Genomic DNA, 17435 nt, shown 5'->3' with positions numbered 1-17435 from the left:
CATGCTGCATTCCGATGCCGAAATCCGCCGCCGTATCGATGCGCTCGGCCCATGGTTCCACAATATGGAACTGGCCGGCATCGAAACCGCTCCCGACCATTTCCTTGGCAACTATCCGCTGATCAAATGGCGCAAATTCGCCGACGCCATTCCCGCCGATCTTTCCGGCAAGGCGGTGCTCGACATAGGCTGCAATGCGGGTTTCTATTCGATCGAGATGAAACGCCGCGGCGCCGGCCGCGTGCTTGGCATCGATTTCGATGAGGCTTACCTGGCGCAGGCGCGCTTTGCCGCCGAGGTAGCAGACTGCGACATCGAATTCCGGCAGCTCTCGGTCTACGACGTTGGCGCCCTGCATGAGCGGTTCGACATCGTGCTGTTCATGGGCGTGCTCTACCATTTGCGCCATCCCTTGCTCGCACTCGATCTGATCCGGGAGCACGTCGCCCGGGACCTGATGATCTTCCAGTCGATGCAGCGCGGCAGCACCAACGTGCCGGCGCTCGAGCAGAATTATCATTTCTGGACCCACGACCTGTTCGACCGGCCGGAGTTCCCAAAGCTACATTTCATCGAGCATCGTTACGCCGACGACCCGACCAACTGGTGGATTCCCAATCGCGCCTGCACCGAAGCCATGCTGCGCAGCGCCGGCTTCGAGATCGTGCTGCAACCGGAGCAGGAGGTCTATTTCTGCCGCACCGGCGACGTGCCGGCCGGCGGCGGCGCCGTCTACCCGTCGAAAGGACCGACAAATGATTGAAGCCGCGATGATCTGGAACGAGCCCAACAACAAATCCCACTGGGATCCCGAGCTCGACCCCGACTGGAGCCGCTTCGCCGCTACGGCAATCCTGGCCGCCGACGCGATCGCGTTGGAGAATCCGGCCTTGACCAAAGTCCTTGGCGGCATCTCGCCGATCGATGCCGGCTTCATGACACGGATGAAGGAATTCGGCGTGCTCGATCATGTCGACGCAGTCGCCGTGCACGGCTTTCCGCTCGACTGGAACCTCTGGCAGATCCACGAATGGCCGCAGAAGATCGGCGAGATTTCGGCTGTCACCGATCTTCCGGTATGGGTCAGCGAGGTCGGCGTATCGACCTTCGGCGCCGAGGAGGTACAGGTCTGGGGCCTGCGCCGGACCGCGGAATTGCTGATCGGCAACGCGCCGCGCATCCAATGGTACAGCCTCTACGACCTGCCGCGCGAGTGGGAAGCGACGACACGCCATCGCGAGGCGGAAGGCTCGTCTTACTACCGCCATTTCTACATGGGCCTGCTCCGCCAGGACGGCACGCCAAAGCCCGCGCTCGAGGAGTTCCTTCACCACACGCCGGCAATGGGACTGGTGCAGTGGTTCCATTTCGAAGATCACCGGCTGGACGACGCCGTTGCCTGGATGAAACGCCTCGGCGTCACCAATCTGCGTACCGGGCTTTCCTGGGCCGACAGCTTCAGGCCGAACGCACTTGACTGGTTCGACCGGCAGATGGAGGCTTTGGCCGACTTCGACGTGACGGTTACTTTCTGCTTCACGCCGGAACACCGCGGAATGATGCCGCACCACAGCAGTCCGCCGCTGGTGCCGGAGGAATTCGCCGACTTCTGCGCGGCAATGACGCGCCGATATGCCGGCAGCATCGCTGCCCCTTCGGTCTGCAGGCTGCGCGCCTCCGCAGCGTGAGGAGCTTCGGCCCTCCAGCCATGACGCTCACCATCCTCAACGTCGCCTATCCCCTCGCCCCGGTCGGGCCGGATGCGGTCGGTGGTGCCGAGCAGGTGCTGTCGATGCTCGACCAGGCGCTCGTACAGGCCGGACACCGCTCGATCGTGATCGGCTGCCAGGGCTCGAGCGCTGCGGGTGTCCTCATCGAGACGCCGGCCGAACCGGGCGTGCTCGATGAAGCGGCCAAGCGCCGGGCGCAGCGTGCTCATTGCGCCGCAATTGCCACCGCGCGCGCTCGCTGGCCAATCGAGGTGGTCCATTTGCACGGTATCGATTTCGATGCCTATCTGCCGGGCGACGGGCCGACATTGGTGACCCTGCATTTGCCGCTCGACTGGTATCCGGCCGACGCTCTCAATCCGGCGCGGGAGGATCTGTGGCTGCATGCGGTATCGGCGGCTCAGCAAAGAACCGCGCCGCCGGGAGCCAGGCTGATTGGGCCGATTCCCAACGGAGTGGACGTCGACGCGCTGAGCGAGCCGCAGGCCAAACACGACTTTGCGCTCGTGCTCAGCCGCGTCTGCCCGGAAAAGGGCATCCATCTGGCGCTCGACGCAGCCAAGAAGGCCAGCGTGCCGCTGGTCATCGGTGGCAAGGTCTACCCCTATGAAACGCACACAGCGTATTTTCGCGACGAGGTCGAACCCCGGCTGGACGACCGGCGCCGCTTCCTTGGTCCGCTCGGCTTTGTCGCCAAGCGGCGCCTGCTGAATACAGCCCGCTGCCTAGTCATCCCGAGCCTTGCCGCGGAGACCAGTTCGCTCGTCGCAATGGAGGCGCTCGCCTGCGGCACCCCCGTGGTGGCCTTCCCGAATGGCGCACTGCCGGATGTGGTCGAGCACGGCAAGACCGGGTATCTGGTCGGGGATGTCGACGAGATGGCCGAAGCCATCGCTGCCGCACCCAGCCTGGACCCCGAGACCTGCCGAGCCGAGGCGCGGCGGCGCTTTTCACTCGACCGCATGGTTTCCTCCTACATGGACGCCTATCGGGCGCTGGCACGGCTCGGCACAGACAGCGGGCAGCTCGCGACGGCGAGGTGAGCAGGACATGCTCCGCAGTGAGATCATCGACGATCCGGCGGACCTCGAAGCCCTCGAGCCGCACTGGTGGGAACTTTGGTCGCGCAGTCCCTCGGCGACGCCGTTCCAGTCTCCCGCATGGTTGCTGCCATGGTGGCGGACATTTGCTCCCGGCGAGCTAGCGACGGTCGCCGTCTGGCGTGGCGACGATCTGGTCGGCCTGGCGCCACTCTATCTGGAACGCCACGACGCCGGCGCGCGATTGCTTCCGCTCGGCATTTCGTTGAGCGACTATCTGGATGTCCTTTGTCTTCCCGAGATGGCCGAACCGGTCGGCGCAGTCATCGGTGGCGCCGTTCTTTCCGTCGGCTGGTCACAGTGGATCTTGCAGGATCTGCCTCCCGGCGGCGCCGGCCTTGCCATCAGGCATGCCGCGCTCGAATCGTGCCAACCCGTCGGTCACGCCGCTTGCCCGGTGCTCGCCCTCGCTGGCGACCAGACGCTTCAAGGCTGCGTTCCGGCACGGCGGAGGCGCCAATTGCGGCGCGCCCACAGGGCCGCGTCGAGACGCGGCAGTGTCTCCATCGAACCCGCTTTGTCCGATCCGCAGATATTCCTCGACCACCTGATCCGCCTTCACCGCGCGCGCTGGGCCGGACACGGCGACGGCGTTCTGTCCGATTCCCGCGTGGAAGCATTCCACCGTCAGGCGCTGCCGCAGCTGGTCGCACAGGTGCTTGCCCGATGCTGGCTTGTCACGATCGGTAACGCGATCGTGGGCGCCTATTACGGGTTCCATCATCGTGGCCGCGCTTGCGCTTATCTCGGTGGCTTCGATCCGGCCTATGCCGATGAAAGTCCCGGCGCGCTGCTCATCGGCCAAGCGATAAGGCAGGCGATCTGCGAAGGCGCGGAAGAGTTCGATTTTCTGCGCGGACAAGAGGCCTACAAGTACAGCTGGGGCGCCGTCGACCGGTGGACGATGCGCAAGATCTGGACGCGGAGCAAAGGGCGATGAGCGCGACCCAGCCAGAATCTCGGCGGTCGATATCAGCAAGGCGGGTGCTGGAGGATTGCATGGCAGACGGTGCCGGCGTCGAAGCCGTCATCGCCAGGCTGGCTCTCCGTTTCGAGACAGGAATCGATGCTGCAGAATTGGCGAAGATTGCGCAAAACACGCACTCGGCTGACCCGCGAAACACGGCAAAACTGCAACGGATTGCCGACCTGCTTCGGCGCAGGCCCGAGATCTTCGCCACGCTGCGCAAAACAGGTGGCGCCGTTCGGCACGAGCGTGGCGAGGACGAGACCGACGATGCGATCGTCAAGCGGCTGGCGGCTGGGTTTGACGCGGCGGCGGCGATCTCCCCGGCGGCGAGCGTCCAGCTGTCATCGCTGGGCAATGAGGAAAACCTCTCTGCCGCTACGGCTGAGATCGTTGCATGGCTGGAGAGGCGAGGCTTTACCGGCACCGGCCGCGACATACTGGATATCGGCTGTGGTATCGGTCGGTTCGAACAGGCGCTCTCCGCTCTGTCGCACCGAATCGTTGGCAGCGATATATCCCCAGCGATGATCTCGATCGCCCGCCGGCGATGCGCCGGGCTCGGCAACGTAGAATTCCGCCCTACGCGCGGTTTCGATCTTGCCGATTTTTGCGATGCAAGCTTCGACCGCGTGCTGGCCGTCGACAGCTTTCCCTATCTGGTGCTGGCCGGCCTTGCGGAGCGACATTTCGTGGAAATCGCGCGCGTGCTGAAGAGGCCGGGGATGGCCGCGCTTTTGAATTATTCATATCGCGGCTCGCCGGCGCTGGATCGCGCCGATGTCCATAACTTCGCCAACGCAAATGGCATGCAAGTCCTCGTCGACGGCGAAAAGCCGTTCCGGCACTGGGACGGCGATGCCTTCCTGCTTACGATTTCCGGCGGAACATTGCGGCCCAACGCTGGTTCGGATGCCGAACGGGAAAAGCCGCTATTCGACGGTATGAAGGAGGACAAGATGGCGTCCGGAAGCAAGAAGCACATCGGTCGCGGCAGTCACGGCAAAGGCGCTGGCGCTGGCGCGATGACGGATCTTCCCAAGGACAAGATCGGAGAGAACGCCGTTCTGTCCAACAGAGACAAGAAGCAGCACACCAAGGAGCGTGGGCTCGACGGCAATCGGGTCAAGTCCGAGCAGTACCAGGATCATTCAGCGGATCGGCGGCCTGAAGACTGATCGTTGCGGCGGCATATGGCTTGCAGCCGGCGAGCAATTGAAACACCGCGAGAACCCAACCGCTGACGAAGCTGTGCAAGGACCGAAGCCGGTCGCATGGACGCCCTGCAAATTCTTGCAAACTCGCACTGTTGCCACCAGAGTGAGGTGAAGGGACCAACATTTGCCAAGAGAGCGCGATGTCTCGCTCAAGGGAAGATTCCGTCAGCACGCGTGCCGATCTGACGATAGACCGGGAAATCGCTTCCTTGCTTGCGGCCATCGAGCAGGAAAGGGTTCCTGACCGGCTGACCAAACTTGCGATCGAGTTGCAGCATGCGCTTGTCGAAAGGCACTTGCGCGAGACCAGCAACTAACGTGACGTGTATTAGCGGCGCCTCTCGGCTTCGAAGTCCAGTTGTCCTTCGGACAGATAGCTGCGCCTTTCCATCAGGGTTTGCGAGGAACTTTCGCCAAGGTATTCCAGCACGCCGGCGCGTGCCCTGTTGAGCCGGCTCTTCACGGTTCCCACCGCGCAACCGCATATTTCGGCCGTTTCCTCATAGCTGACGCCCAGAACGCCTATCAACATCAGAACCTCGCGCTGGTGCTCAGGAAGGCTCTGGATGGCCTGGTGGACCTCCTTGCCCTGCACGGACCATTCCTGCGTCGCTTCCGAGATCGGCCGCAGCGATGCGCAGTCGAGCAGGCCGGGCGCTTCCCTCACCGCGGCCCTGACACGCGTGTAGTAGGTGTTGCGCATGATCGTAAAGAGCCATGACTTCATGCGCGTTCCAGCTTCGAATTTGTCAATGTTGGCCAAGCCCTTGGTCAGCGTCTCCTGGACCAGGTCGTCGGCATCATCGGGGGTGCGGCAGAAGGTGCGGGCGAAAGCCCTCAAAGCGGGTATGAGGTCGACGATGGAAACTTCTTCGGTTTCGCGAGTCGCCAAGGCGTAGGCTGCAGGTGGCAATGGTCCAGCTCCCGTCCAGAATGAGTTCGTGAGCGCAGACCAGTTAAATGCATTGGGCGAAAGATCGTTCCGGTTGGCGAAAGCACCCGGCTCCAGAAACCGGAGAGGACTTGGCTGAGCAATCCCGGCCGACGGCGATATTTTTGACGGAACAACCATCGGGATCGCGGAGTTCAAAATCAAGGTCGTCCGACAAATTCGCGCGCCGACATTTGGCGCGTCGAAATGCGATCTCGCAGCGAGCCTTGGCTGCGACCTCAAGGGCGGCCCGCCACCTCAAGAAACAGGAGGAGTCCATGACAGGAAACAAGCACGCCAAAGGCAAAACGCCGGCCGATAGCGATCTTGCCAACGATCCCGGCATCGGCAGTTCCAGGGGCACGATCAAGGAGGGCGACCGGCTCGATCAGGGCAACAATACGTTCGAAGGCGATGTCGAGAACGACACCACGCCGCAAGGCGGTATCAATCCCCGGCAAAAGATGCGGACCAACAAGTGACCGGCTGCGCACGATCGAACAAACCTGCTGCAACCCGTGCAGCAATCCCGCGTTAAAGAGCATGAGCCTCGTGTCCGCCCCGGACGTTGATGCGACAGGCTCTTTCGCGGAGACACAGATGACAAAAAAATCGTTTGGCCGCCCCGTTCCAATTCTCGTCGGCCTTGGTTTCCCTCGCCATGTCGAGAATATCTGGCAGGCCTATGACGTCTTAAACGAATGGCCGAGCCGCGGTCCGGCGCACAAGGCGGCGTTCGACGCCTGTCGCGCCGGGCTGGCTGACGAGGTCGACGTCGAGACGGTGCGCGCGGCGTTCGATACGTTCGCCCGCAAGGCGGGCATTCTGGCCTACGATATCGCAGCCGAAATACCAGCACGCCCCACAACAGCTGCGAAGGCCCACGACGTCTGGCCGAAACGCCCATCGGACGGCCGTGTAGACCCTGAAGACGCCCAGCTTGCTTGAAGCGGCCACCTTGCTTGAAGCGGCCACCTTGCTTGAAGCGGCCACCTTGCTTGAACCGGGAGGAATACGGTGCTGAGAACAGAGTTCGATACCCCTGTTTGCATCTATTTCGGCAAGCCTGGGCGATCGCGATTGGTCAGTTCCGTTTTCGAAGCAGTACATTGCCTGAAAAGCGAGAAATGGCCGGCGCGCAATGCTCCGCTGGCGCTGGCGGCCGCTGATGTATTGAATCGCGCCCGGACCGGTGAAATTACGGCCGGCAAAGCGCGGCAAGCATTTGTCGACGCCGCTTGGGAGGCGAACATTCTTGTCGAAGGCGAGCCGCATGACGCGCGTGGCCTGACAGCCTTCATGTCGGACAGCGGGTGAACCGGCACGCTGTTTTCCCGCAGTTCCGTCCAAAGCTTGGTTTATCGCGAATGATTGGCGTTCTCGGCCTTTTTCTCGCGCTGCTGCCTGAGGACCTCGTCGGTTCCGACCAGCTTCTTCGATCCGCCGGGAATCGCGGTGGACACAACAGCCGGTGGGTCGCTTGCCGGGAAAGAATCCTCCAGACCCGCCTGCAACTGGTCTTCCAGCGTTTGCGGCTCTTCAGACCGGCCGGGGGTCCTTCGGGTATCTACGTTCTCCAGTGGCTGCTTCATGTCCGGTGAAGACTTTACCTCTCGAATCCAGCCGTAGAGCTGTTCGATGGCAAATTCCTTCATCGTGTCGAAATCGGCTTTTTCGTCACGCGATGCCTCGATTTGGTCGACCATCGTCTTCTCGAACCGGTCGAGATTATCGTTTCCGCAGGCCCGGCAGAGACGCACCAGCGCCTCGCGCAGTATGAGTGGCGCAAAGTGCGCCGTCGCCTCAAGCCTGAGCTGCTGCAAACGCTCCGGGGTAGCGGCTTGGAACTTCGACATGTTCGACCTCTCGCCTTGTGGAGCAGGTCAACGAAAATTGTCGGCGGATGTTCCATCGGCGGTGGCCGGTGCATCGCTTGATCCTCAGCGGTGCGCGCCACCGACTGCCATGCGGATACCGAGACAGACGACGAAGCAGCCTGCCACGCGCTGCTGCCAGAGCCTTACCTTCGGGCGTTTCATGACCCAGGTCCCGAGCGTGCCGGATGCGAGTGCATATGTGCCCAGCACCAACACACCGGTCATTTTCTGGGTGCCACCGAGCAGCAGCAATTGCAGCGTGACCGATCCGCGGGAGGGATCGACGAACTGTGGAAGGAAAGCTAGCATGAAGGTTATCGGCCAGGGATTTATCAGATTGGCGATCATTCCTTCGCGTGCGGCCACAAGCGCCCCGACACTGCGGGGCTCCTCGACGGCGACGCCGGCCGACGGCAGCAGCACCAGACGCGATCCAAGCCAAACCAGATAGGCTGCGCCCATCCATCGAAGCATGGCAAAGGCAAACGGCGATGCCTGGAGCAGCGACGATATGCCGAGGGCAAGCAGCGGCAGCTGGACCATACCGGCGCCGAGGGTCATTCCCAGGACGGTGAACAGGGCAACATCACGGCCCTGCCCGATGCCGCGCGCAATCACCAGCAGACTGTCGGGCCCCGGCGGCATCTGCATCAGGATGACCGTTCCGACAAAAGCCGTCCACGAAGCGGGATCCACGTCGCTACTTCGCCCCGGTTTCGCAAGATGCCTTTGCGCCGTCCTTCAACTGGCCGGCATCTCGCATCATCTTGAGCGCTTCGTCCCTCGTCAGGCCGCACTTGCGGGCAAAAAAATCGATCTCATAGGCCAACTCGGCCGACAGGTCGTGTTTGGCATACATTCTTCGCTTGTGTTTGCGTGCGCCCACCAAGGCTCGGTCCCGGCTATGTTAGTCCTCCCGAACTCACATCGGATCAGCCGGTTCCCACTGCCTGACCAATTCGTTTCCGCAGGTTTTCTCACGCGCCGTCCGGCCGGCCGACCCTGTCCTTGAGTTCGTTCAGGAATGCGAGGAGCGCGTCTTCAGGATCGTCGGCCTCTTCGGTCAGCATATCGATGCCCCAGCGGCCGAGAACAGCCTCCTGGACGATGCTCGGCTGCGACATGAAGATGAAGGATTTCGGACGGTTCTTCTCGTAACCGGACCTGCGCCAGGTCTGCCAAAGCCGATGCAGCAGCAGACGGATGTTCATGTCGGACATGCTGTAGCCGATGAACAGGATGGTGCGCCCTAGCGCGTCGGCTCGAAATTTCACATCGAGCGGCGAATCGAACGACAGCCGTTCAAAATAGTCGGTCTCCGCCAGGACCAACGATTTATCGTCGTCGAAATCGCCGTGGAACTTGATGATCTGCGTCACCTCGCCGGTGGCCTTTGGCAAGTCCTTCGCATTGGCGACTTTGACAAAGGGGCGGCTATGGATCTCGAAGGCCACCTCGAGGTTGCGATCATAATTGGTGGTGTAGATGATCGGAAAATCGAGCGATACGATCAGCTTGTGGATTGCCGATCGCTGCACTTCTTCCCGCGAGACGCTCCATTCGCGATCCATCCAACTGCGCAAATGGCTGAGGCTCCCCTGCTTCAGCCGGTAATATTCTGCAATGGCCTGATAGCTGGCCTCTGGTGCGCCTATCATGTCCTCGTGAAGGCCGAGCTCGTTTTGCATGTGCTCGATGAGCTTTTGCCAAGACGGCAAGCCGACGCTCATCGACACCCCGGCTCCAACGAACAGGATCGCTCGTCGCTCTTTCACCGATTGGGCCAGTTGCTCGACTGCAGACAGCATTCGACACAACTGCAATAGATACCGCTCCGTTCCAGCCGAGCCCGGACCACCGGGCGAATAACTCCGATTTCGGATTGAATGCCTCCCGAGCGCCCGCCGCCGAGTTTAGCTCACCCCATCCGATATTTATTTCATTCCATTTGGCACTTCTGCGCCTGTCACGCGTTGGGAGTGTTCAACAAACACGGCGCAGCTGATGGATCGCAATCGGATTGTCTCAGTAGCATTATGTCTGTTCCTGCTTACGATCTGCGCCGTCCAGCAAAAAGCTTGGGCTCAAGCACCTTGCCCGGCCGACCACGACAAATTGTTGGCCGCTCTCAAGGCCAACGTCAAAGCAAGCGGCGGCCCGGGCAATGGCGGCTTCGATACTCATGAATGGGCCGCAGTCGTGGCTCGCGACGGAACGGTCTGCGCCGTCGCGTTCAGCGGGCCTACCGCCGACGCCCAGTGGCCCGGCAGCCGGCTGATCGCCGCCGAAAAAGCCAATACCGCCAACGGGCTCAGCCTCGCCCAGATGGCGTTGTCCACCGCGAACCTCTATGCGCCGGTGCAGCCCGGCGGTCCTCTATACGGCCTGCAGGCCACCAATCCGGTCAATCCAGCGGTAGCCTATGCCGGCGATCCTTCGACATTTGGAAGCTCCAGCGATCCGTTGCTGGGAAAGCCCATCGGCGGTGTCGTCGCATTTGGCGGCGGCCTGGCTCTTTACGACGCCAAGGGGATCGTCGGGGCGCTTGGCATAAGCGGCGATTCCTCTTGTGCCGACCACAATGTCGCCTGGCGCGTGCGCGCCGCGCTGGGGCTGGACAAGGTGCCGGCCGGCATCAACCCAGACCGCAAGGACGCCATCATTTACGACCTCGATCCCGGCGGCAAGAGCGCCTCCGGCTGGGGGCATCCATTGTGTGCCGGAAGTGAGGCGGACGTGGCGGCGGAGCTCGGCGCCGGCGTGGGCGGGTCAATACACAAATGAAGAAAGTGCGACAGGTGGCCGTGCAAACCAGTGTGTCAGCCAACGGGGGAAAAAGGTCTATGGCTGCGATGCTGGGATGGACGCTGCTGGCGGGCTTCGCGCTGATTACCGCGGCGGTTGCTCAGTCAACGTCAAGCCCTGCGATAAATCCGCCGGCCGCAGCCGCTCCGCCCGACGACGGCCAGTGGGCGATGCCGGCAAAGAACTACGCCTCGACCCGCTACAGCGATCTCGCGGAAATCACCGAAGACAACGTCAAGACCCTGCAGGTGGCCTTCACCTTCTCGACCGGCGTCAACAAGGGCCAGGAGGCTGCGCCCCTGGTGGTCGGCAACACGATGTACATAGTGACGCCGTTTCCCAACATCCTCTATGCGCTTGACCTTACCAAGCCCGGCGCGCCGATGAAGTGGAAGTTCGAGCCCAATCCGGAGCCTGCCGCCCAGGGCGTTGCCTGTTGCGACGTGGTGAACCGCGGTGCGGCCTTCTTCAACGGGCGCATCTATTTCAACACGCTCGACGGCCACACCATCGCCGTGGATGCGGCCACCGGCAAACCGGTCTGGAACACCCATATCGGCAACATCAATGTCGGCGAGACCATCACGATGGCGCCGCTGGTGGTAAAGGGGAAGGTGCTGGTCGGCAATTCCGGCGGCGAAATGGGCGTACGCGGCTGGATCAAGGCGCTCGACGCCGGCGACGGCCACGTCGTCTGGACGGCCTACAACACCGGCCCGGACACCGAGGTGCTGATCGGCCCGGATTTCAACCCGCATTACGACATGGACAAGGGCAAGGATCTCGGCGTGACGTCGTGGCCGCCCGACGCCTGGAAGATCGGCGGCGGCAATGTGTGGGGCTGGATCTCCTATGACCCGGACCTCAACCTGATCTTCCATGGCACCGGAAATCCCGGTCCGTGGAATCCGGATCTGCGGCCTGGCGACAATAAATGGACCGCCGGCATCTTTGCCCGCGATCCCGACACCGGCGCAGCCAAATGGTTCTATCAATGGACCCCGCACGATCTGCACGACTACGACGGCATCAACGAACAGGTGCTGCTCGACATGACCTGGCAGGGCAAGCCCCGCAAGGTGCTGGTGCGGCCGGAACGCAACGGCTACGTCTATCTGTTGGATCGCACCACGGGCGAGGTCCTGTCGGCAGTGCCGTTCGGGCCGGTCAATTCCAGCAAGGGCGTCGACCTCAAGACCGGCCGGCTGATTGTAAATCCGGACAAAAAAACCGGCACCGGCAAGGTCGTGCGCGACATCTGCCCGACCGCGTCCGGCCTCAAGGACTGGCAGCCTTCGGCATTCTCGCCCAAGACCGGTCTGCTCTACATCCCGCACAACAATCTCTGCATGGACGAAGAGGGCGTCGAGGTGAATTACATCGCCGGCACGCCCTACGTCGGCATGAACGTGCGCATGATCCCCGGGCCGGGCGGCAATCGCGGTGCTTTCACCGCCTGGGATGTCGCCGCCGCCAAGCCGGCGTGGAGCCTGAAGGAGAACTTTCCGGTGTGGAGCGGCGCCGTCGCCACCGCCGGCAACGTCGTGTTCTATGGCACCATGGAAGGCTGGTTCAAGGCGGTCAGCGCCAGGACCGGCGAACTGCTGTGGCAGTTCAAAACGTCGTCCGGCATCATCGGCCAGCCGATCACCTATCGCGGCCCGGACGGGCACCAATATGTTGCGATCCTTTCGGGTGTCGGCGGCTGGGCCGGCGCGATCGTATCCGGCGATCTCGATCCGCGCGACGCCACCGCCGCGCTCGGCTTCGTCAACGTCATGAAAGATCTGAAGGATGTAACCACGCCGGGAGGTACGCTGTATGTGTTCCGGCTGCCTTGAGACGATCGGCCGAGTTGCGCGGCCACGGAGAACGCGTTCGCGGCGGTTAGCCGTCGCGGTTGGCGCACTGGCGCTCTCGCTTGTCGCCACCCTTGCCGATGCGCGCGAGCTGAGGATCTGCGCCGATCCCAACAACATGCCGTTCTCCAATGCCGCCAGGGAAGGCTTTGAAAACAAGATTGCCGAACTCGTCGCCGGGGAGCTTGGTGCGACGGTGTCCTACACGTGGTGGGCACAGCGGCGCGGCTTCGTCCGCAACACGCTGAAAGCCGGCTTGTGCGATCTGGTGCCCGGCACGCCCGTCAATCTCGAGATGCTGCGCACGACCGCGCCCTACTACCGGTCTTCCTATGTGTTCGTGACACGCAAGGATGTGCCAGAAATCACGTCCTTCAACGATCCTCGCCTGCGCGATCTGCACATCGGCGTCCAACTGATCGGCGACGACGGCGCCAACTCGCCGCCCGTCCAGGCGCTTGGCCGCCGCGGCATCGTCGGCCATCTCATCGGTTTCCCCGTCTATGGCGACTATTCGGCGCCGAACCCGCCAGCGCGCATTATTGAGGCGGTCGCGAATGGCGACATCGACATGGCCGTCGTCTGGGGACCGTTGGCCGGCTACTTCGCATCCAAGCAGAAGGTGGCGCTGCGGATCACGCCGGTTTCGCCGCGCGTGGACGGCCCGCAACTGCCGATGATCTACGACATCTCGATGGGCGTGCGCCGTGGCGACGATACGCTGCGCAACGAGGTGAACGCCGCCCTGACCAGACACCGCGACGAGATCGACGCGATCCTGGCGGCCTACCAGGTGCCCCGCCTCGATCCTGTCGGAGCGCCTTGAAATGAAGCGCGGTCTTCCCTTGCTGGTGTTCGCGATCCTCGCGGTTTCCGGGTGCCAGCGTGAGGAACGCGACACGCGTCCACAGTCGGCGCTCGGCTCGGGCGACCAACCGGCAGCCGTGACGGCCCTCGAGCCGGGCGGCCAACGGCCGGCCTCGTCCGATACCAAGGCCGGCGTGTTCGAGGCCAACGCCTTCCACCTCAGCGAGGGCAAGCGTCTGTTCAACTGGTTCAACTGTTCCGGTTGCCATGCCAATGGCGGTGGCGGCATGGGCCCGGCCCTTATGGACAAGAAGTGGCTCTATGGCAGCTCGATCGAAAGCATCCACGCCACGATCAGGGACGGTCGGCCAAACGGCATGCCGAGCTTCCGCGACAAGATCCCGGACGACCAGATCTGGGAGCTTGCCGCCTTCGTCCGCGCGTTGAGCGGCAACGCGCCAAAATCCGCTGCGCCGAGCCGCGACGACGACATGATGCCCCATCCATCCGAAAATCGCCTGCCGGATGCCGCGACTCTGGGGAAGTCGCCGTGAACCGCCTTGTTTGCAGGGTGTGCTGCGGCGCAGCCTTCATGCTGCTCCTTGCAGGATGCAGCGGCTGGCAATCGGCGCTCGACCCAAAAGGCTCGGCCGCGGGTGAGCTTGCGTGGCTGATCTGGTTCTTCACCGCGCTGTGCACGGTGGTCTGGCTTCTAGTGCTGGCTGTGCTGATCATGCCATTGGCCCGGCGCGCGGCGCCGCTCGGCGATCCACTTGTACTCGACGCTGCCGCCGAGCGCAGCAAGATGCGAATTGTCGTCGCCGCACTCGCCGCTACCGCCCTGATCCTGGTAGGCCTGACCCTGCTGAGCTACTTCGCCAACCGGACGCTCGCTGCTATCGGCTCGGATGCGGCGCTGACGATCCGGGTGACCGGACATCAATGGTGGTGGGAGGTGCGCTACGAAAATGATCAGCCGAACCGCATCCTGACGACCGCCAATGAAATCCACATCCCGGCGGGCGAGCCGGTGCGGCTTGTAGTGACCTCGACCGACGTCATCCATTCCTTCTGGGTCCCGAACCTCTCGGGCAAGCTGGACCTCATTCCAGGCCACGAGAACGTTCTCGATCTGAAGGCGGACAAACCCGGCGTCTATCGCGGCCAGTGCGCCGAGTTCTGTGGCGCGCAGCATGCCAATATGAGCACCTTCATCATCGCCGAACCTCGGCCTGTATTCGACGCCTGGCTGAACGATCAGCTGCGGCCGGCGGCCGCCCCCGTGTCGGCCGAGGCCAAAACCGGCCACGACCTGTTCCTCAAACGGCCATGCGTGATGTGCCACAAGATCGGCGGCACCATCGCCGGCGGTACGGTCGCTCCCGACCTTACACATATCGCAAGCCGGCGGACGCTCGCTGCCGGAACGCTGGCGATGAGCCGGGGCAATCTCGCAGCCTGGATAGCCGATCCGCAAGGGATCAAGCCAGGTGCCCACATGCCCGTGGTGGGACTGAACGGGGACGAGCTGAATGCAATCGTAGCCTATCTCGAGGGCTTGAAATGAGTAGCGCCGACCTGGCCCATGGGCGTGACCTCGCCCAGCAACGCGCCGCAGCACAAAAGGGTGACCTAGCTCCCGAGCGCGACGGTCCTCGTGATACCGGCCTCGACGACGCCAGCCTTGACGGCTGGTTGGCGCGGACATGGCAGACGGCGCCAGGCATCATCGGTGCGCTCTCGAGCGTCGACCACAAAATTGTCGCGCGGCGCTACCTGATCACCGCTTTCGTCTTCCTGTGCCTCGGTGGCCTCAGCGCCGTTGCCATGCGCATCCAACTGTCGGGGCCGGAGCGTGGGCTGATCGGGCCCGACCGCTACAACCAGCTGTTCACCATGCATGGCGTGACCATGATGTTCCTGTTTGCAGTGCCGATCGTTCAGGCGACCGGCATCTACCTCGTGCCACTGATGGTCGGCACCCGCAATATCGCCTTTCCGCGCCTCAATGCATTCAGCTTCTGGATTTATCTCTCCGGTGGCCTCTTCGCTTGGGTGTCGTTTGCACTCGACATGGCGCCCGACGTCGGCTGGTTCTCCTACGTGCCGCTGTCCGGTCCTGAATTTGGGCCAGGCAAGCGTTCCGACGTGTGGGCGCAGATGATCACTTACACCGAAGTGTCATCGCTGGCGGTCGCGGTCGCCACCATCGTAACCGTGCTGAAGCAGCGTGCGCCGGGCATGTCGCTCGATAAGATTCCGCTCTACGTCTGGGCGATGCTGGTCACCTCTTTCGTAATCGTGTTCGCCATGCCGGCGGTCATGATCACGTCGACGTTCCTGATCCTCGACCGGCTGGTCGGCACCCATATCTTCAATCCCGCCGAGGGCGGCGACGTTTTGCTGTTCCAGCACCTGTTCTGGTTCTTCGGCCACCCCGAAGTCTACATCATATTCCTGCCGGCTACCGGCGTGGTGTCCTCGATCATCGCCGCTTTCGCCCGGCGTCCGGTATTCGGCTATCTGGGCATGGTACTGGCCTTGATCGCGGTCGGCTTTCTGTCGTTCGGCCTGTGGGTTCACCACATGTTCGCAACCGGTCTGCCCAAGCTCGGCGCGAGCTTCTTCACCGCCTCAAGCATGCTGATCGCCATCCCGAACGGGCTGCAGATCTTCTGCTGGCTGGCGACATTGTGGGACGGACGCCCGATAATCCGGACGCCGCTGCTGTTTGTGTTCGGCTTCTTCTTCACGTTCGTCGCGGGCGGCCTGACTGGGGTGATGCTGGCGTCGGTGCCATTGGACCTGCAAGTGCACGACACCTATTTCGTGGTCGCGCATTTCCATTACGTGCTGATCGGCGGGTCGGTGTTCCCGCTGCTCGGCGCGACCTATTTCTGGTTCCCCAAGATCACCGGCCGGATGATGAGCGAACGTCTCGGACGCTGGCACTTCTGGCTTGCCTTCCTAGGCTTCAATGCGGCGTTCTTTCCGATGCACATTGTCGGCCTGTGGGGCATGCCGCGGCGGGTCTACACCTATCCGGTGGAACTCGGCTGGGGCAACATCAACCTGTTCATCACAGCCGGCGCGGTCATCCTGTTCCTAAGCTTCGTTCTGTTCACTATAAACCTGGTGTACAGCGCCTCGAGGGGCGCCCCGGCGGGGGACAATCCCTGGAATGCTGGCACGCTGGAATGGGCGACGAGCTCTCCACCGCCGAGCTATAATTTCGCTCGGATCCCGGTGGTTACCCACGCCGAGCCGCTCTGGGCCGAACGTGACACGCTGCCTGTCGCGACCGGGCTTCGCGTCGACGCGCGCGAACTTGTCATATCGACCGTGGCAGAGGCGCATCCAGATGTGCGCGAGAAGTCGGCGACACCGTCGATCTGGCCATTGTTCGCCGCGCTCGCCGTCGGCGCCACCTTTCTCTATTCGATCTTCAGCCCGTGGGCGGTGGTCTGGGGAGCCGGGCCGATCGCCATCACTCTGATCGGCTGGTTCTGGCCGAAAGGCGACCCGGAGGATGAGGAATGAAACAGCGCCCTACCGCCGATCTTTCCCAACTCCCGACCTTCGGGCTCGGACCACGCAGCCCGACCTGGTGGGGCACTCTCGCCTTCATGGCGCTGGAGGGCACTGGGTTCGCGCTCGCCGCAGGCGCCTATCTTTACCTTGCCTATCTGTCGCCCGAATGGCCGCTGGGCGTGCCGCCGCCCAACCATTGGCCAGGCACCATCGTCACGCTGTTGCTGCTCGCCAGCGTGGTACCCAACCACATACTGAACCGCTATGCCGAAGCCTGTGCCATGGTGCCCGTGCGCATCGGCCTGATCGTCATGTCGCTGCTCGGTATCGCACCGCTTGTCGTGCGGTGGTTCGAATTTCCGGCCCTCAACATCTATTGGGATACCAATGCGTACGGCTCAATGCTGTGGGTCCTGCTCGGCCTCCACACAACGCATCTGATTACCGACGTCGGCGACACGCTGGTGCTGACGGTCCTGATGTTCACGCGCCATGGCTATAACGGCCGGCGTTTCGGGGACGTTGGCGACAACGTCTTCTACTGGGATTTCGTGGTCGCGACTTGGATCCCGATCTATCTGTTGATCTACTGGATGCCGAGGCTTGACTGA

The 17435-nt window shown here is 62.7% G+C and carries 21 protein-coding genes and 1 pseudogene; 16 read left to right on the top strand and 6 right to left on the bottom strand.

The genetic code is table 11. From position 1 onward, the window contains the following. Position 1: 1 nt before the first annotated feature. From NKI08_RS21760 to NKI08_RS21735, 6 genes and pseudogenes are all read left to right on the top strand, one after another. Positions 2 to 763 (top strand): TIGR04290 family methyltransferase, encoded by a 762-nt coding sequence (locus tag NKI08_RS21760; RefSeq protein ID WP_352472873.1) that lies wholly within the window; start codon positions 2 to 4, stop codon positions 761 to 763. After that, positions 756 to 1688: a glycoside hydrolase 5 family protein gene (locus NKI08_RS21755; protein WP_352542039.1), complete on the top strand. Its 933-nt coding sequence runs from the start codon at positions 756 to 758 to the stop codon at positions 1686 to 1688. The genes NKI08_RS21760 and NKI08_RS21755 overlap by 8 nt, the downstream gene beginning before the upstream one ends. Before the next feature lie 20 nt (positions 1689 to 1708). Then, positions 1709 to 2773, top strand: coding sequence for a glycosyltransferase family 4 protein (locus NKI08_RS21750; RefSeq protein ID WP_352472871.1), 1065 nt, complete (start codon positions 1709 to 1711; stop codon positions 2771 to 2773). Positions 2774 to 2780: 7 nt separating this feature from the next. Beyond that, positions 2781 to 3770, top strand: a complete 990-nt coding sequence (locus tag NKI08_RS21745; protein WP_352472870.1) for a GNAT family N-acetyltransferase — start codon at positions 2781 to 2783, stop codon at positions 3768 to 3770. Further along, positions 3767 to 4531: pseudogene (locus tag NKI08_RS21740) on the top strand (class I SAM-dependent methyltransferase); the annotation flags it as partial. The gene NKI08_RS21745 and the pseudogene NKI08_RS21740, both read left to right, overlap by 4 nt. A gap of 225 nt (positions 4532 to 4756) precedes the next feature. Further along, a complete protein-coding gene (locus NKI08_RS21735; protein WP_023676213.1) occupies positions 4757 to 4975 on the top strand; it encodes a hypothetical protein in 219 nt (72 codons plus the stop codon). Between the two features lie 188 nt (positions 4976 to 5163). Here the strand turns inward: NKI08_RS21735 and NKI08_RS21730 are convergent, their stop codons facing one another. Continuing rightward, entirely contained in the window at positions 5164 to 5292 is a 129-nt protein-coding gene (locus NKI08_RS21730) for a hypothetical protein (RefSeq protein ID WP_352451525.1), read from the bottom strand. Positions 5293 to 5342: 50 nt separating this feature from the next. Further along, a complete protein-coding gene (locus NKI08_RS21725; protein ID WP_352488584.1) occupies positions 5343 to 5906 on the bottom strand; it encodes a sigma-70 family RNA polymerase sigma factor in 564 nt (187 codons plus the stop codon). A gap of 317 nt (positions 5907 to 6223) precedes the next feature. Here NKI08_RS21725 and NKI08_RS21720 point away from each other — a divergent pair, with 317 nt between their 5' ends. The 3 genes from NKI08_RS21720 to NKI08_RS21710 all read left to right on the top strand — a co-directional run bounded on the left by NKI08_RS21720 (position 6224) and on the right by NKI08_RS21710 (position 7262). After that, positions 6224 to 6427, top strand: coding sequence for a hypothetical protein (locus NKI08_RS21720; RefSeq protein ID WP_292657608.1), 204 nt, complete (start codon positions 6224 to 6226; stop codon positions 6425 to 6427). Positions 6428 to 6488: 61 nt separating this feature from the next. After that, on the top strand, positions 6489 to 6893 hold the full coding sequence (locus tag NKI08_RS21715; RefSeq protein ID WP_352472869.1) for a DUF982 domain-containing protein: 405 nt from the start codon (positions 6489 to 6491) through the stop codon (positions 6891 to 6893). Positions 6894 to 6962: 69 nt separating this feature from the next. Next, complete coding sequence (locus NKI08_RS21710; RefSeq protein WP_352472868.1) at positions 6963 to 7262, top strand: DUF982 domain-containing protein; 300 nt, start codon at positions 6963 to 6965, stop codon at positions 7260 to 7262. 41 nt (positions 7263 to 7303) lie between these two features. On the opposite strand, the gene NKI08_RS21705 is transcribed toward NKI08_RS21710, so the two are convergent. From NKI08_RS21705 to NKI08_RS21690, 4 genes are all read right to left on the bottom strand, one after another. After that, positions 7304 to 7801, bottom strand: coding sequence for a hypothetical protein (locus tag NKI08_RS21705; protein WP_352472867.1), 498 nt, complete (start codon positions 7799 to 7801; stop codon positions 7304 to 7306). A gap of 84 nt (positions 7802 to 7885) precedes the next feature. Continuing rightward, a complete protein-coding gene (locus tag NKI08_RS21700) occupies positions 7886 to 8518 on the bottom strand; it encodes a LysE family translocator (RefSeq protein WP_352472866.1) in 633 nt (210 codons plus the stop codon). A gap of 4 nt (positions 8519 to 8522) precedes the next feature. Beyond that, positions 8523 to 8681, bottom strand: coding sequence for a hypothetical protein (locus tag NKI08_RS21695; RefSeq protein WP_352472865.1), 159 nt, complete (start codon positions 8679 to 8681; stop codon positions 8523 to 8525). Positions 8682 to 8799: 118 nt separating this feature from the next. Continuing rightward, the gene (locus NKI08_RS21690; RefSeq protein WP_352472864.1) at positions 8800 to 9630 is read right to left on the bottom strand and encodes an SIR2 family NAD-dependent protein deacylase; all 831 of its coding nucleotides are present in this window, start codon (positions 9628 to 9630) and stop codon (positions 8800 to 8802) included. A gap of 310 nt (positions 9631 to 9940) precedes the next feature. On the opposite strand from NKI08_RS21690, the gene NKI08_RS21685 reads away from it, so the two are divergent. From NKI08_RS21685 to NKI08_RS21655, 7 genes are read left to right on the top strand one after another with little or no spacing between them, the layout of a single operon-like run. Beyond that, positions 9941 to 10606, top strand: a complete 666-nt coding sequence (locus NKI08_RS21685) for a GlcG/HbpS family heme-binding protein (protein WP_352472863.1) — start codon at positions 9941 to 9943, stop codon at positions 10604 to 10606. A gap of 59 nt (positions 10607 to 10665) precedes the next feature. After that, on the top strand, positions 10666 to 12468 hold the full coding sequence (locus NKI08_RS21680; RefSeq protein ID WP_352680941.1) for a methanol/ethanol family PQQ-dependent dehydrogenase: 1803 nt from the start codon (positions 10666 to 10668) through the stop codon (positions 12466 to 12468). Beyond that, complete coding sequence (locus NKI08_RS21675) at positions 12449 to 13312, top strand: substrate-binding domain-containing protein (RefSeq protein ID WP_352472861.1); 864 nt, start codon at positions 12449 to 12451, stop codon at positions 13310 to 13312. Before NKI08_RS21680 ends, NKI08_RS21675 begins: the two co-directional genes overlap by 20 nt. A 1-nt stretch (position 13313) precedes the next feature. After that, positions 13314 to 13847 carry a c-type cytochrome gene (locus NKI08_RS21670; protein WP_352472860.1) on the top strand — a complete coding sequence of 178 codons (534 nt, stop codon included), beginning with the start codon at positions 13314 to 13316 and terminating at the stop codon, positions 13845 to 13847. Between the two features lie 38 nt (positions 13848 to 13885). Next, positions 13886 to 14860 carry a cytochrome c oxidase subunit II gene (gene coxB / locus NKI08_RS21665; protein WP_352472859.1) on the top strand — a complete coding sequence of 325 codons (975 nt, stop codon included), beginning with the start codon at positions 13886 to 13888 and terminating at the stop codon, positions 14858 to 14860. Next, entirely contained in the window at positions 14857 to 16833 is a 1977-nt protein-coding gene (gene ctaD / locus NKI08_RS21660) for a cytochrome c oxidase subunit I (RefSeq protein WP_352472858.1), read from the top strand. The genes coxB and ctaD overlap by 4 nt, the downstream gene beginning before the upstream one ends. After that, the gene (locus NKI08_RS21655) at positions 16830 to 17435 is read left to right on the top strand and encodes a cytochrome c oxidase subunit 3 (protein ID WP_352472857.1); all 606 of its coding nucleotides are present in this window, start codon (positions 16830 to 16832) and stop codon (positions 17433 to 17435) included. Before ctaD ends, NKI08_RS21655 begins: the two co-directional genes overlap by 4 nt.

The organism is Mesorhizobium sp. M0768, from assembly GCF_040320195.1.
Lineage (GTDB): Bacteria > Pseudomonadota > Alphaproteobacteria > Rhizobiales > Rhizobiaceae > Mesorhizobium.
Note: the sequence above shows the minus strand (reverse complement) of the source record. Positions and strands in the feature narration are given on the sequence as shown.